The following is a 14,361-nucleotide window of genomic DNA, read 5'->3' on the forward strand; positions in this document are numbered from 1 at the left end:
CCGCGGGCGGCCGGGCTTATAACATGTGCCTGACTGTTCGCAGCAAAAAAATGGCCCGATGGAGGCAGGCTTTACGTAGGCACGATCGCTGGACTTATCCAGCGTGGCGTGGTCCGGATCGGCCCATGAAAACGCGGTTCTTTGACCCGACCCGACGTGAGCTTTTGGCCAGCCTTGCCGCCGGGCTTGGCACCGGGCTTGGCGCCTCGGCGGCCGGGTTGGTCGCCAGCAGTGCCGCGCCGGCCCTGACCGCCCAGCTTTCCCTTCAGGCAAGGCCGCAAACCCTGGCTCTCAGGCCGGGGCAGCCCGCTACACCAATCTGGGAGCTGGCCGCCGTAAGCCACCTCGGGAACGTCCGTCTCAAGCGCGGCGATCGCTGCGAGGTGGTGTTTCGCAACGACCTGCCTGTCCCGCTTGCCCCAACCTGGTACGGCCTCAATGGCCCAGCCGCGGCCGACCCGCTGCGCGGGCGCGCGCCCGCCCCGCCCGGGACGACCGAAACCTCAATTATTTCAGTACCAAGCGCGGGAACCCTGCTGGCGGACTTCCGCCTGTTCGAGGACGTCCTGACGCGGCCTGCGCGCCCGCTTCCGGTCATCGCGCAGGAGGCAAACACTGGCATCGTCGATCGCGACGAGGTCCTGCTGATCGAGGAATGGCGGCTGCGGTCAGACGGCACCGCACTCCCCCCGGGACGCGCTCCAAAGGACGCGACGCCGCTCTATACGCTTAACGGGCAGACTTCATTTGAACTCTCAGCTGCAGCTGGCGAGCGTTTGCGGCTGCGCTTTATCAACGGCTCCCAACGCACTGTTCTGGCGATCAAATTAGAAAACCACGACGTCCGGGTGATGGCCCTGGACGGACAACCAGCCGAACCGTTTCCGGCGCGCAATGGCGCTCTGGTCCTGGCCCCGGGCGGGCGTGCCGATGCCATCGTGGATGCGGCCAGCTCGGCCCCGATTCTGCTCCATGACGGCAAGGAGGCGCATCCGATCGGCTCGCTTGCCGTCTCCGGCAGGCTGGAGCGCCGCGCGCCGCTGTTGCCGCCGCAGCCGCTTCCTTCCAACGACCTGCCCGACAAGCTCGATCTCAGAGGAGCCCTGCGGTTCGATGTCGCGCTCGGCGCGGCCGATGCTGGGTGGGCACGGTGTGCCGACTTCTCCAGATCCTCCGCCTCGGCCTTCCGCGCCAAGCCCGGCCGCACCGTCGTGCTGGCCCTCAAGAACCCCGGCCCAATGTCGACCGTCTTCCATCTGCACGGCCACCACTTCCGCCTGCTCGACAAGCTCGACGACGGCTGGAAGCCGTACTGGCTCGACACGCTCGCGGTCGAGCCCGGCCAGACCCAGCGCATCGCCTTTGCGGCGACCGCATCCGGACAATGGCTGCTCGAATCCGTCGTCACGGACTGGGCCGCGCCGCGGCTGGTGCGCTGGTATGGGGTGGAGTGAGGTTGCGGCTATGCGTGCGGTTTGGCCGTCAGTTCGATGCCGAGCGCCTTCATCACTGCGATGGTCGTTTTGAGCGTCGGATTGCCGTCGGTACTGAACGAGCGATAGAGCTGCTCGCGAGAAAGACCGGTTTCCTTGGCAATCTGCGCCATCCCCTTCGCACGGGCGACGACGCCAAGCGCATGCGCGATATAGGCAGCGTCCTCGGTTTTGAACGCCTCTTCCATGAACACGGCAATGGCTTCATCGGATTGAAGGTCCTCGGCCGGATCGTAAGTCGTCAGCTTCTTGCCCATCTTTATTCGCTCCACATCTCGGCAAGGCGCTTGGCCTCCTTGATGTCTTTCGCCTGCGTGGCCTTGTCGCCCCCACACAGCAAAATGATGATCGTCTTGCCCCGCTGCTGAAAATAGATCCGATAGCCGGGGCCGTGGTGGATACGCAGTTCGCTCACCCCATCGCCGACCGGCTCAACGTCGCCCGCGTGGCCTTGAGCTAGCCGATCCAACCGCGACGCGATCAACGCTCTGGCGCGCTCATCCCGCAGACGCGATCGCCACTTTCGGAACGTCTCAGTCTGCTTGAGTTCGACCACCTGTAGTTTTTAGACTACAATCGATCTCCGATCAAGTGGTCTTCGCTCCCAGAGGTAGCGAGCATCGGGCTCCCTCTCCTCGTTCCTCGAGCCGTCGGATTCATCGACCAACTCGAACCCACGCGCCTCATAGAAGCGCCGCGCCGGCGCATTACGCTGGAAGGTCCAGAGCTCGAGCCGGTCGTAGGCGCCTTTGGCGACGTCGAGGAGCTCACTGCCGGCGCTGCGGCCCTGGGCTGGGGGGAGCACGTAGAGCTGCTCGATCCAGCCCTCGCGGAACGCGATGATCCCGCTGAGCACGTCGCCGTCAAAACATCCCCACACCCGGCACGTCGGAAAGACACGCTCGCGATAGAACCAGCGGTCCTCGTCCGGCGTGTGCAGCCCGGCGAGCCATGGCATCGCCTGGTCAAACGCGATCCGATGGACTTGCGCCGCTGCGCCCATGTCGGCGAGCGCGAGCTGTCTGAGCACTAGTACTCCACCCCCAGCGCATCATAAATCCGCCGGTGCACGGCCGGCAGCGTCTCGGTCAGGTCCTCCGCGATCAGGCCCGGCCCGGCTTCGCGTCCCGCCTCGCCATGCATCCAGACGCCGATGCTGGCGGCCTCGAACGCCGGCACGCCTTGCGCCAGCAGCCCTGCGATGATGCCGGCGAGGACGTCGCCGGCGCCCGCGGTAGCGAGCCAGGGCGGCGCGTTGGCGGCGATGGTGGCGCGGCCGTCGGGGGCGGCGATGGTGGTGTCCGGGCCCTTCAGGAGCACGACGGCGCCGGAGCGCTCGGCGGCATCGCGCACGCGCTCCAGCTTGGAGCGGCCCGGAAATTTGTTGCTGAGGTCGGAGAACAGGCGCGGAAATTCGCCCTCGTGCGGGGTCAGCACCACCGCATTGTCTTGCGAGGACTTGATCGATTCGAACAGGCGCTCGGGGGTTGCGGCAAAGCTCGTCAGGGCATCGGCATCGAGCACCAGACGACGCTGCGCACTGAGCGCGGTGTGAACGAGATCGCAGGTGCGCTCTCCGATACCCGCGCCGGGGCCGATCATGCAGGTGTTGTAGCGCTTGTCGCCGAGCAGCTCGCCGAACTCGACGACGGTATCGACGGGGCGAACCATGACGGCCGTGAGCGCGGCCGCATTGATCGCGAGCGCATCGCGCGGGCTCGCCAATGTCACGAGGCCCGCCCCTGCCCGCAGTGCGCCGCGCGCGGCCAGCCGCGCAGCGCCGGTCGCCGCCGCATCGCCGGAGACCGCCAACACATGCCCCCGCGCGTATTTGTGGCCGTCGATACGCGGTACCGGAAAAGCGGCGCCCCAGACATCCGGATCGTCCTCGAACGTCTGCGGCGCGATCTCGTCGAGCACCTGCGCGTCGATGCCGATGTCGGCGACGCGCACGCGGCCGCAATGCATCCGGCCGGGGAGCAAGAGATGCGCCGGCTTCTTGCGAAAGAAGGTGACGGTCTCGGTGGCGTTCACCGCCACGCCCATCACCGCCGCGCTGGTGCCGTTGATGCCGCTCGGCAGGTCGACCGCGAGCACGGGGGCGCCGTTGGCGTTGATCGCCTCGATCATCGCGCGCGCCTCGCCACCGACGGGACGGCTGAGGCCTGCGCCGAACAGCGCATCGATGATCAGCGCCGGCCGTCCGATCGCCTGCGGATTGAACGGGAGCACCGGGTGCTTCCAGCCGCGCGCGGCGGAGGCCGCGTCGCCCTGGAGCTGGTCGCGCTCGCACATCAGGATGACTGAGACCTCCCGCCCCTGCGCGGCGAGCTCGGCGGCTGCGACAAAACCATCACCGCCATTGTTGCCGGGGCCGGCCACGATCAGAATCGGCCCCTCCTCCACCAGCGCCTGGGCGGCATCAGTGACGGCCTGGCCCGCGCTCAGCATCAACTTGAAACCGGGCGTGCCGGCCGCGATGGTGAGCTGGTCGGCGCGCTGCATTTCAGCGGTGGTCAGAACTTCCATGCCACTTCCCTGGTCCAAACGCCTTTTCAACAGGCACGTTCCGTTCCGCCCCACCCTCGGGAACATCGATCTGCACACATATTGAACCGTTTGCCTATTTCGTAGTCTTCGGTATTTTGTGCAGGTCGGCACCACTACTCAGAGATGCTCGTTAAAAGGCTGATAACGCTCCAATAATCAGGGCATTTGCAACTTGGCATAGACCCTGCTTTCGAGGAAGCCGCTTCGGTTTGTCGTGCTCACTGGCATTTATCAAAGTGTGGCCGGCCGTTGTTGCCGGATTGGTCAGGGATCCCGGCATAGCGAAGACAAGATCGTGCGTTAAGAAAAGCGCATCCTGACGAAGACGTTGCTATTTGATCGAAAGGCCGGGAGGCGCGCAGTGAAGAAAATCGAAGCCATCATCAAGCCATTCAAGCTCGACGAGGTGAAGGAAGCGCTTCAGGAAGTCGGCCTTCAGGGCATCACCGTCACCGAAGCCAAGGGCTTTGGCCGGCAGAAGGGGCACGCCGAGCTCTACCGCGGCGCAGAATACATCGTCGACTTCCTGCCCAAGGTGAAGATCGAGATCGTGATCGGCGACGATCTGGTCGAGCGCGCCATCGACGCCATCCGCCGCGCAGCGCAGACCGGTCGCATCGGCGATGGTAAGATCTTCGTCTCCAACATCGAAGAGGCGATCCGCATCCGAACCGGCGAATCCGGGCTGGACGCTATCTGAGCCGGGTGCTATCCCGAATTTTGCGACACTCCGACTAGAAAGAAGGCTGCTTCGGCGGCCTGATTTCGTTTGTGCGGTCGCGCAAAACTCGCCCGAGCGAGAATAATTTTGCTCATCTGGAAACCGACCCGCAGAGCCAAAAGGGGTATGCATGAAGACCGCCAAAGACGTCCTGAAATCGATCAAGGACAACGACGTCAAGTACGTCGACCTGCGCTTCACCGATCCGCGCGGCAAGTGGCAGCATGTGACGTTCGACGTCAGCATGATCGACGATGACATCTTCGCCGAAGGAACGATGTTCGACGGCTCCTCGATCGCCGGCTGGAAGGCGATCAACGAGTCCGACATGTGCCTGATGCCCGATCCGGTCACCGCGACGATCGACCCGTTCTTCGCCGAGACCACCATGGTCATCACCTGCGACGTGCTCGAGCCGACCACCGGTGAGCCCTACAACCGCGACCCCCGCGGCATCGCCAAGAAGGCCGAGGCCATGGTGAAGTCGATGGGCGTGGGCGACAGCGTGTTCGTCGGCCCCGAGGCCGAGTTCTTCGTGTTCGACGACGTGCGCTATTCGGCCGAGCCCTACAAGACCGGTTTCCGGCTCGACTCCTCGGAGTTGCCGACCAACTCCGACACCGAATATGAAGGCGGCAATCTCGGCCACCGCATCCGCACCAAGGGCGGCTACTTCCCCGTGCCGCCGCAGGACTCGGTGCAGGACATGCGCTCGGAGATGCTCGGCGCCATGGCCAAGATGGGCGTCAAGGTCGAGAAGCATCACCACGAGGTCGCGTCCGCCCAGCACGAGCTCGGCATGAAGTTCGACACGCTGACGCTGATGGCCGACCACATGCAGATCTACAAGTACTGCATCCACCAGGTCGCGCACATCTACGGCAAGACCGCCACCTTCATGCCGAAGCCGATCTTCGGCGACAACGGCTCGGGCATGCACGTGCACCAGTCGATCTGGAAGGACGGCAAACCGGTGTTCGCCGGCAACAAATACGCCGACCTGTCGGAGACCTGCCTGCATTACATCGGCGGCATCATCAAGCACGCCAAGGCGATCAACGCCTTCACCAACCCGTCGACCAACTCCTACAAGCGTCTGGTCCCGGGCTATGAGGCCCCGGTGCTGCTCGCCTACTCCGCGCGCAACCGCTCGGCCTCCTGCCGCATCCCTTACACCGCTTCGCCGAAGGCCAAGCGCGTCGAGGTGCGCTTCCCCGATCCGATGGCCAACCCGTATCTCGGCTTCGCCGCGATGCTGATGGCCGGCCTCGACGGCATCAAGAACAAGATCGATCCGGGTCCGGCGATGGACAAGGACCTCTACGACCTGCCGAAGGAAGAGCTGAAGCAGATCCCGACCGTGTGCGGCTCGCTCCGCGAGGCGCTGGAAAACCTCGACAAGGACCGCGGCTTCCTCAAGGCCGGCGGCGTGTTCGACGACGACTTCATCGACGCCTATATCGAGCTGAAGATGACCGAAGTCGCCCGCTTCGAAATGACCCCGCATCCGGTCGAGTTCGAGATGTACTATTCGGGCTAAGCAGCCCGGACGTCTGCGACAAGCAAAAGGCGCTCCGCAAGGAGCGCCTTTTCGTTTGAATCGTAGCGTGTACGACCTGCCCACTACCAGGTCGCCGTAAAAGCCTTCTGCAGCTCGGCCGGCGCCGTCACGCCGCCCGCGATCAGCAATTGCGTGAGCACGCGCGCCTTCTGCGGATTGAGGTCCTCGGACACGACGAAGCCGTTCTTGTCGTCGTCGACCTCGACGTTGCGCGTCACGAAGCCGGAGCGAACCCGCGTCGAGCGCACCACGATGATGCCCTTCTTCGCCGCCGCTTCGAGCGCGTCGAGCGCCGGCTTCGAGGTGTTGCCGTCGCCGACGCCGGCCAGCACGATGCCCTTGGCGCCGTGCGAAATGGCATCCTCGATCGGAACGGCGTCCATGTTGGCGTGCGAGTAGACGATCGCGACGCGCGGCAATTGCTCGCCGGCCGGAAGCTGATAGGTCGCGCGCTTGAGACCTTGAGCCTGCGCCATGAAGCGAATGCCGCCGGCGGTGTCGACATAGCCGACCGGGCCGTCATTGGCGGAACTGAACGTCTCGATGCTGGTGGTGTTGGTCTTGGTGACCGAGCGCGCGCCCTGAATCTTGTCGTTCAGCACCGCCATCACGCCGCGCCCGCGCGAGCGCGGGTCGGCCGCCACCTGCACCGCCTCGTAGAGATTGCCGGGGCCGTCCGCGCTCACCGCCGTGGCCGGCCGCATTGAGCCGACGATCACCACCGGCTTGTCGCCCCGCACCACGTTGTCGAGAAAGAACGCGGTCTCCTCCAGCGTGTCGGTGCCGTGGGTGATGACGACTGCATCCGCCTCGTTCTTGTCGAAGGCCTCCTGGATGCGGCGGGCCAGCGCAAACCAGACCTTGTCGTTCATGTCCTGGGATCCGATCGACGAGATCTGCTCGGCATTCAGCTTTGCGAGCTTGTCCAGGCCCGGCACCGATTGCATCAGTTGCTCGCCCGAGATCTGGCCGGATTTGTAGGCGCCGGTCGCTCGCGCGTCGGCCTGGCCTGCGATGGTGCCGCCGGTCGCAAGCACGAGAATGCGCGGCAGGCTGCCCGATTCCGCGGCCTGCGCCGTGGCGATGCCCCACGACCAAAGTGCGAAGGCGATCAGCGGAACGGCGAGGATCAATGGCCGATTTCGGCGGTGGATTGCGGGTCTGGCGGCATGCTTCGTCATCGAATTCTCCTCCCGTTCAAGTTGGGAGCGATATTCGACACGCCCAATGGGGCCGAAGATGGGTCAGCCCAATGCTTGTCGCTAAGGATTATCCCGCCGCGGCATAAAATGGTCGAGCAAGCCCGTCGGCAGCGGAAAGACCACGGTCGATGACCGTTCGCCCGCGATATCGTGCAGGGCCGCGAAGTAACGCAGCTGCATCGCCTGAGGCTCCTGCGCGAGAATCCGGCCGGCCTCGACGAGCTTTTCGGCAGCCTGCTGCTCGCCCATCGCATTGATCACCTTGGCACGCCGCAGGCGCTCCGCCTCGGCCTGTTTGGCAATCGCGCGCACCATGGTTTCGTTGATATCGACGTCCTTGATCTCGATGCCGGTCACCTTGATGCCCCAGACGTCGGTCTGCTTGTCGAGGATCTCCTGGATATCGGCGTTCAACCTGTCGCGCTCGGCCAGCATCTCGTCGAGCTCGTGCTTGCCGAGCACCGAGCGCAACGTCGTCTGCGCGAGCTGGCTGGTGGCGGCCATGTAATCGCCGACCTTGATGATGGCACGTTCGGGATCGACGATGCGGAAGTACAGAACGGCGTTGACCTTGACGGACACGTTGTCGCGCGAAATCACGTCCTGCGGCGGCACGACCTGCACCATCACCCGGAGGTCGACCTTGACGAGTTGCTGCACGACCGGAATGAGGATGATGAGGCCCGGGCCCTTCACGCCGGTAAAACGGCCGAGCGTGAAGATGACGCCACGCTCGTATTCGCGCAGGATTCGAATGGCCTGGGATAGAAACATGATGACAAGCAGCAGAAGCGCCGCATAAGTCAGATATTCCAGCATCATGATGTACCTCCCTCACCGGTCCTGGCCGGTGCGCGCCGTATCAGCAGCGTCAGGTCGACGACGTTCGCGACTTCGACCGTCTCTCCGGGCTTGAACGTTTCGGCGCCACGCGCCTGCCAGCGTTCACCATGGGCGAAGACGTGACCTTCGCTCCCACTCCAGTCGAGAACCTCGGCGGGCAAGCCTCGCATCGCCTGCGCGCCGACCCGCTCCGGAGCCCGGGCGGCACGCCGAAGCGAACCAAGCACGACCAGAGCAAAGCCGGCGAACACGGCTGCCGTGATGCCGATCACCCACCACGACAGGTGGTAACCGGGCGCCTCGACCCTGAAGAGCATCAGCGCTCCCAGCACGAAAGCGATGATCCCCCCGAGACCGATCACCACCGTCGGATTGAAGGCTTCGACGGTGAGAAGAACGATGCCAACCAGCATCAGGGCAAGGCCGGCATAGTTGATCGGCAGCAAATTGAGCGCATAGAGACCGATCAGCAGGCAGATCGCGCCGACCACGCCGGGAGCGACGGCCCCGGGAGACATGAACTCGAAGATCAGGCCGTAGATGCCGACCATCAGGAGAATGAACGCCACATTCGGATCGGTGATGACCGCCAGGAAGCGGGATATCCATCCGGGGTCGATGGCTTCGACGACCGCATCCTTCGTCGCGAGACGCTGCGTCTTGCCGCCTGCAACCTCGACCTCGCGGCCATCGAGCTGCCTCAGCAACTCAGCCTGATCGCGCGCGACGAGTTCGATGGCATGGGACTGCAGCGCGCCGTTGGCAGAGAGAGTGGCGGCCTCACGGACCGCCTTCTCCGCCCAATCCGCATTGCGGCCACGCAGCTCCGCAAGGCTGCGGATGAAGGCAACCGCGTCATTGGTCACCTTTGCCGTCATCGCATCCTTGAACTGATCCTTGGACTGATCCTTGGGCTCGCTCTGCTGGTCGCCGTCCTTCTTGTCCTTGCCGCCCTTGTCCGGTGTACCGCCCGGCAGCCCCGGCAGCGGTCCGCCAATCTGCACCGGCGTTGCCGCACCGATATTGGTGCCCGGCGCCATCGCCGCGATGTGGGTCGCATAAAGGATATAGGTCCCCGCGCTCGCCGCGTGGGCGCCGGAGGGAGCGACGTAACCGACGACAGGGACGGGCGAGGCCAGCACATCCGCAATGATCTCGCGCATGCTGGAATTGAGACCGCCGGGCGTGTTGATTCTCAGAAGCACGACCTCGGCGCGCCGTTCGCTTGCCTTGGCCAAGGCCTCCTTCACGTAACTGGCCGACGCAGGGCCAATGGCCCCTTCGATCGACACAATCAGTGCAAGGCGGCTGTTCTCCTCCGCTGAGCTGGGAAGGAGGCAGCAGATCAAAGCAACGACGCCAATCGCCGCAACGAGGGCCGCCTTCATGGTCTGCACGGCAGGGCTCCCTTGCAGAGCATATGGTGTTGGTATCTCGAACCTCAATGCAGCCGTGCGCTGGTGCAGGCCCCTGTCTGATTGTGCGATGCAATGGAAACCGCCCCGTAGATCGGTTGAGCACGGGGCGACGGCGGGCGGACCATGCCTTGAGCTGATCCGCCCACGCATTCCGTGCTGCTAGCGCCGCGCGATCCGCACCCCGTCCGTCCCGATCGCGCCGAACGTGCTCGCGATGATCTCAGCGGTCGGCTGCAGGCCGCCGAGCGACCAGTGCGAGGACTCCTGCTCATCGATCCCGACCCAGACGTTGCGGCGGAAATCCGGGCTGCCCTGCCCTTCGACCTCGACCAGGAGGTCGGTAACGCAGCCGATCAAGGCGATCGCGCGCACGACCGGCCATGAGGACGAGAGCAGCTTTCGCAAGGCGTTCCGCAAGCTCACCTTGATGTCGCCGCAGGCCTATCGCGCGCGACGGATGGAGCGGACGATGTGAGGCGGCTTCAAGCCATCCACTTTCGTTCCGCATCTGACTCCACTTCGTTCTCAAAGAACAAATCAGAGCCGCAAAAATCGGGGCGGACCAATTCCTACTGATTGGTTTACGCAGGGCGGATTAGCCGAAGGCGTAATCCGCCGACTGCTGGTGACGTCACGCGCTCTCCAAAGTCGCCATCCGTGCTGCCGTCTCTTGCCCAGCCCTCCGGAAATAATCCGGACTGTACGTCTCGGGGCATTGAAGCTGCCCCATCAAGACAAGATGGCGGATTACGCCTTCGGCTAATCCGCCCTACACACCAGCGCGCGTCGTCACTCGTCCGGAAAATTCACACCGATTGCGGTCACCACAGGCGCCCATTTCACCAGTCCTCGTAGGGCGGATTAGCCGAAGGCGTAATCCGCCGACTGCTGGTGACGCTCACGCACGTTCGCCAAAGGCACCGTCCGTGCTGCTATCTCCTGCCCAATCTTCAGGAAACAGGCCCGCCTCGACATCTCGGTGGAACGACGAATGCGGCCAGTCCAACACGCGGGTCACATAACCATGCTTCACGGGATTGATGTAACAATACTCGACATGGCGTGCGTAGTCGGTTTCGTCGCGGATAAGGTGCTCCCAGAACCGGTTCTGCCATATGCCACGTTCCCGTCCTGCGATCTGTACCGCGGTCAAAGGCTCCGTCTTCGGCAAGGTCTTCGCGAAGCGCGTCTTGATCAATCTCCACCGCATGGAAAAATCGGCATCGCCGTCCGGAAGCGTCCAGACTGCATGAAGGTGGTCCGGAAGAACGACAAACGCATCGATCGCGAAAGCATAGTCCCGACGCGTCGCTGCAACAGCCGCGCGCAGCGCTGCGATGTGCTCGACGAGCAGCCGCTGCTTGCGGTCGAGAAGATTGACCGTGAAGAACCAGCAACCACCCGGAACAAATGCACGGCGATAGTTTGGCATTGAAGCTGCCCCATCAAGACAAGATGGCGGATTACGCCTTCGGCTAATCCGCCCTACGGTGCACTTTGAGCGAATGCGGAGGATGCGAGCAGGAGAAGAAGTGTGGCAGTGACGCTGCGCATCATCGAAAGGCAATCCCATTTCGAGAACGGGTTGAAACGTAGCGCGCACGGCTCATCCGACACAACTCGAAAGCATCGGTGAGATTGCGAACGTCGATCCGCGCTGCGGGCTGTGAGCTGGACCCGGGAGCGCGCTTCCCCGTCATCGCGGGGATACTTCCTCAATTCTTCGGCTGGCCGAAATCGAGCGGCGGCGGCAGCTCGACGTCGGGAATTTCGATCTTGATCTTGTCCAGATCCACCTTGATGGGAGCATCCAGCAGCCCGGTGACCGTGATCGGGAATGCGATGACGACCGCAACCATGATCGCCTGCAGGCCGATCCAGGGCATCGCGCCCCAATAGATGTCCGAGCTCTTGACCTCCTTCGGCGCCACGCCGCGCAGGTAGAACAAGGCGAAGCCGAAGGGAGGATGCAGGAAGGAGGTCTGCATGTTGACGCAGAGCATGACACCGAACCAGATCAAGGCAGCGTCCGCCCCGACGATGGGGGTGAGCAGCTTCTGCGCGATCGGCGCGATCATCGGGATGATGATGAAGGCGATCTCGAAGAAGTCGAGGAAGAAGGCGATGAAGAAGATGAACAGGTTCATGAAGATCAGGAAGCCCCAGACCCCGCCCGGCAGCGATGTCAGCATGTGCTCCAGCCAGACCCCACCGTTGCAACCGAGAAAGACGATTGAGAAGCAGGTCGATCCGATCAGGATGAACGTCACCATGCAGGTGATGCGCATCGTGGTCTCGTAGCCCTGCTTGACCAGCATGCGCAGGTCCGGAATCCTGATCGCCTCGATGCAAACCCAGGCGACGGCGAGATAGGCAATCGCGAAGGCGATCTTGAACGGCAGATTCGGCGTGAGGTAGATGCCGATGATCGTGCCGGCGCCCGCCGCCGCAACGCCGACCAGCAGCACCTTGTGACCAGCCGAGCTGAAATCCTTGTGATGGATGACTGCAAGGACGATGGCGCCGACGGCGCCCATCGCGCCTGCTTCGGTCGGGGTGGCAAGGCCAAGCATCATCGTGCCGAGCACCACGAAGATCAGGACGGCGGACGGGATGATGCCCAAAAGGCATTTGCGCCAGAGCGCCCAGCCCGTGAGCGTCCTTGCTTCCTTGGGCACTGCCGGAACGTGCCCCGGCTTGATCACGCTCAGCGCAAACGTGTAGCCGGCGAAGAGTGCGATCTGGAGGATCGATGGGCCCCAGGCGCCCAGATACATGTCGCCGACCGACTTCCCGAGCTGGTCCGCGAGCACGATCAGAACCAGCGAGGGAGGCACCAGCTGGGTAATGGTGCCGGAGGCTGCGAGCACGCCGGTGATGTAGCGCATGTTGTAGCCGTAGCGGATCATCACCGGCATCGAGATCAGCGCCATCGCAATGACCTGCGCCGCCACCGTCCCCGTGATCGCACCGAGGATGAAGCCGACGATAATCACGGAATAGCCGAGACCGCCGCGAACCGGGCCGAACAGCTGCCCCATTGAATCCAGCATATCCTCGGCGAGGCCGCATCGTTCGAGGATCGCGCCCATGAACGTGAAGAACGGAATTGCCAGCAGCAGCTCGTTGGCGAGAACGCTGCCGTAGATGCGCTCCGGAATGGCCTGGAGGAAGCTGAATCCGAAAAATCCCTCGTGAATCGCGAGAAATCCGAACGAAAGCCCGAGAGCGGCCAGCGTGAAGGCGACCGGAAATCCGATCAGCATGGCCAGGACCAGCCCGCCGAACATCAGCGGCGGCATCATCTCAATCGTGATCATTGGGTCGGCCGCTCATATTTTGCGTCGATCGTGACTTCACCGCGCAAGGCGGCGGCGCGTTTGATGGCCTCCGAGACGCCCTGCAGAGCGACCATGAAGAACCCGGCCGGCAGCACGAACTTGATCGGCCACCGCAGGAGGCCGCCCGCGTTGTTGGACATCTCTCCGATGATGAACGAATTGTAGAACATCGCCCATGAGAGGTAGCTGAGGAGCAGGCACGCCGGGACGAGGAAGACCAATGTCCCGATCAGGTCGAGCCACAGCTGGCCGCGTTCGGACAGCATGAGGTAGAGGATTTCGACGCGCACATGCTCGTTGCGCTTGAAAGTATAGGACGAGCCGAACATCACGATGACGGCGAACATGTACCACTGCGTCTCGAGCCAGCTGTTGGAGCTGTAGCTGAAGGCATACCGGATCATCGCATTTGCGGCGCTGACCACGCAGGCCGCGAGCACCAGAATATTGCAGACGCTACCGACCTTTTCGTTCAGCCAGTCGATAGCCGTACTCACCGCCAACAATGGGCGCATCGATGCCTGGTCCCCCTCGCTGAGTGCTACCCCCGAACGCGCAGGACCATGGCGCTGTATCAGCGACCGTCCAGGTCTGCGCGGGAGCTAGTTCACCCTCCTGATGCTTCCGCTCGTTCTTGTTGTCGGTTTTCGCCGAGATGTGTTCGGGTCTCGGCCGCGCGTGAAGCACGGCACCTTTACCGTCAGCAATTTCGTGGTCAACTGGAAAATGGACAGTTTGCCGCAGCGATCGCAAAAATGGGTCACTGTGCCTAATTTGGTCGATGCACGGGGCAGCCGGCAATCCGGCTCTCGGACCCGCCTAACCCTCGACGTCGTACTGCTTGCAGAGATGATCGCCGATCTGGACAAGCATGGCGACGCATTCGGGGTAGCCGGGCCGATCCGAGGTGGCCCGGTCTGCGCTGGCTCGAAACTCCCAGGAATTGCCATCACGGAGGATCGAAATCGTCATTCCATCGGGACAATCGGCATGAACCTTCAACTCGGCCTTGGCCATGGCGATCAGCTCGCTTTCAGTCTTCACAGGTCTGCTCATGAAAGTCATCCTCCGTCCCGGGACAGAACTTAAGGTGTATCTGCCAAACCCACCAAGCAAGTCTTTCCGATAAAGCGGCTCCCGGCATTGGGATAGCGCAATGCGTCCCTGCCAGGGCCCCTCCCGAGAGGCGTCGGGCAAAACACCCGGTCAAGCCCTCCGCGGAAAAATATTCC

The 14,361-nt window shown here is 63.3% G+C and carries 15 protein-coding genes; 3 read left to right on the top strand and 12 right to left on the bottom strand.

From position 1 onward, the window contains the following. Nucleotides 1-125: 125 nt before the first annotated feature. Nucleotides 126-1,454 carry a multicopper oxidase family protein gene (locus GGD65_RS03845; RefSeq protein WP_183234436.1) on the top strand — a complete coding sequence of 443 codons (1,329 nt, stop codon included), beginning with the start codon at nt 126-128 and terminating at the stop codon, nt 1,452-1,454. Between the two features lie 8 nt (nt 1,455-1,462). Here GGD65_RS03845 and GGD65_RS03850 read toward each other — a convergent pair whose 3' ends face one another. Genes GGD65_RS03850 through GGD65_RS03865 form a run of 4 tightly spaced genes read right to left on the bottom strand, consistent with a single transcriptional unit; the run spans nt 1,463 to nt 4,022 of the window. Further along, complete coding sequence (locus tag GGD65_RS03850) at nt 1,463-1,750, bottom strand: addiction module antidote protein (protein ID WP_018320114.1); 288 nt, start codon at nt 1,748-1,750, stop codon at nt 1,463-1,465. A 2-nt stretch (nt 1,751-1,752) separates the two neighbouring features. Next, nucleotides 1,753-2,049 carry a type II toxin-antitoxin system RelE/ParE family toxin gene (locus tag GGD65_RS03855; protein WP_179738831.1) on the bottom strand — a complete coding sequence of 99 codons (297 nt, stop codon included), beginning with the start codon at nt 2,047-2,049 and terminating at the stop codon, nt 1,753-1,755. A 9-nt stretch (nt 2,050-2,058) separates the two neighbouring features. Beyond that, nucleotides 2,059-2,523, bottom strand: a complete 465-nt coding sequence (locus GGD65_RS03860; protein WP_183234437.1) for a GNAT family N-acetyltransferase — start codon at nt 2,521-2,523, stop codon at nt 2,059-2,061. Continuing rightward, complete coding sequence (locus GGD65_RS03865; RefSeq protein ID WP_183234438.1) at nt 2,523-4,022, bottom strand: NAD(P)H-hydrate dehydratase; 1,500 nt, start codon at nt 4,020-4,022, stop codon at nt 2,523-2,525. Before GGD65_RS03865 ends, GGD65_RS03860 begins: the two co-directional genes overlap by 1 nt. A 382-nt stretch (nt 4,023-4,404) precedes the next feature. Here GGD65_RS03865 and GGD65_RS03870 point away from each other — a divergent pair, with 382 nt between their 5' ends. Together GGD65_RS03870 and glnA are read left to right on the top strand one after the other, a co-directional pair. Beyond that, nucleotides 4,405-4,743, top strand: a complete 339-nt coding sequence (locus GGD65_RS03870; protein WP_007603495.1) for a P-II family nitrogen regulator — start codon at nt 4,405-4,407, stop codon at nt 4,741-4,743. A gap of 151 nt (nt 4,744-4,894) precedes the next feature. Beyond that, entirely contained in the window at nt 4,895-6,304 is a 1,410-nt protein-coding gene (glnA, locus tag GGD65_RS03875; protein WP_018320110.1) for a type I glutamate--ammonia ligase, read from the top strand. A gap of 83 nt (nt 6,305-6,387) precedes the next feature. Here glnA and GGD65_RS03880 read toward each other — a convergent pair whose 3' ends face one another. From GGD65_RS03880 to GGD65_RS03915, 8 genes are all read right to left on the bottom strand, one after another. Further along, nucleotides 6,388-7,506, bottom strand: a complete 1,119-nt coding sequence (locus GGD65_RS03880; RefSeq protein WP_183234439.1) for an asparaginase — start codon at nt 7,504-7,506, stop codon at nt 6,388-6,390. An 81-nt stretch (nt 7,507-7,587) separates the two neighbouring features. Continuing rightward, on the bottom strand, nt 7,588-8,349 hold the full coding sequence (locus GGD65_RS03885; RefSeq protein WP_018320108.1) for a slipin family protein: 762 nt from the start codon (nt 8,347-8,349) through the stop codon (nt 7,588-7,590). Next, on the bottom strand, nt 8,346-9,767 hold the full coding sequence (locus GGD65_RS03890) for a nodulation protein NfeD (RefSeq protein WP_183234944.1): 1,422 nt from the start codon (nt 9,765-9,767) through the stop codon (nt 8,346-8,348). Before GGD65_RS03890 ends, GGD65_RS03885 begins: the two co-directional genes overlap by 4 nt. Before the next feature lie 180 nt (nt 9,768-9,947). After that, nucleotides 9,948-10,205 (bottom strand): tautomerase family protein, encoded by a 258-nt coding sequence (locus tag GGD65_RS03895; protein WP_409362733.1) that lies wholly within the window; start codon nt 10,203-10,205, stop codon nt 9,948-9,950. Nucleotides 10,206-10,686: 481 nt separating this feature from the next. Beyond that, entirely contained in the window at nt 10,687-11,220 is a 534-nt protein-coding gene (locus tag GGD65_RS03900; protein ID WP_183234440.1) for an REP-associated tyrosine transposase, read from the bottom strand. Nucleotides 11,221-11,503: 283 nt separating this feature from the next. Next, the gene (locus tag GGD65_RS03905; protein ID WP_183234441.1) at nt 11,504-13,108 is read right to left on the bottom strand and encodes a TRAP transporter large permease subunit; all 1,605 of its coding nucleotides are present in this window, start codon (nt 13,106-13,108) and stop codon (nt 11,504-11,506) included. Next, the gene (locus GGD65_RS03910) at nt 13,105-13,644 is read right to left on the bottom strand and encodes a TRAP transporter small permease subunit (RefSeq protein WP_092257388.1); all 540 of its coding nucleotides are present in this window, start codon (nt 13,642-13,644) and stop codon (nt 13,105-13,107) included. The genes GGD65_RS03905 and GGD65_RS03910 overlap by 4 nt, the downstream gene beginning before the upstream one ends. 304 nt (nt 13,645-13,948) lie before the next feature. Further along, nucleotides 13,949-14,185, bottom strand: coding sequence for a hypothetical protein (locus GGD65_RS03915; RefSeq protein ID WP_026202304.1), 237 nt, complete (start codon nt 14,183-14,185; stop codon nt 13,949-13,951). Nucleotides 14,186-14,361 lie beyond the last annotated feature (176 nt).

The sequence above is a fragment of the Bradyrhizobium sp. CIR18 genome, assembly GCF_014198295.1.
In the GTDB taxonomy this organism is placed as follows: Bacteria; Pseudomonadota; Alphaproteobacteria; order Rhizobiales; family Xanthobacteraceae; genus Bradyrhizobium.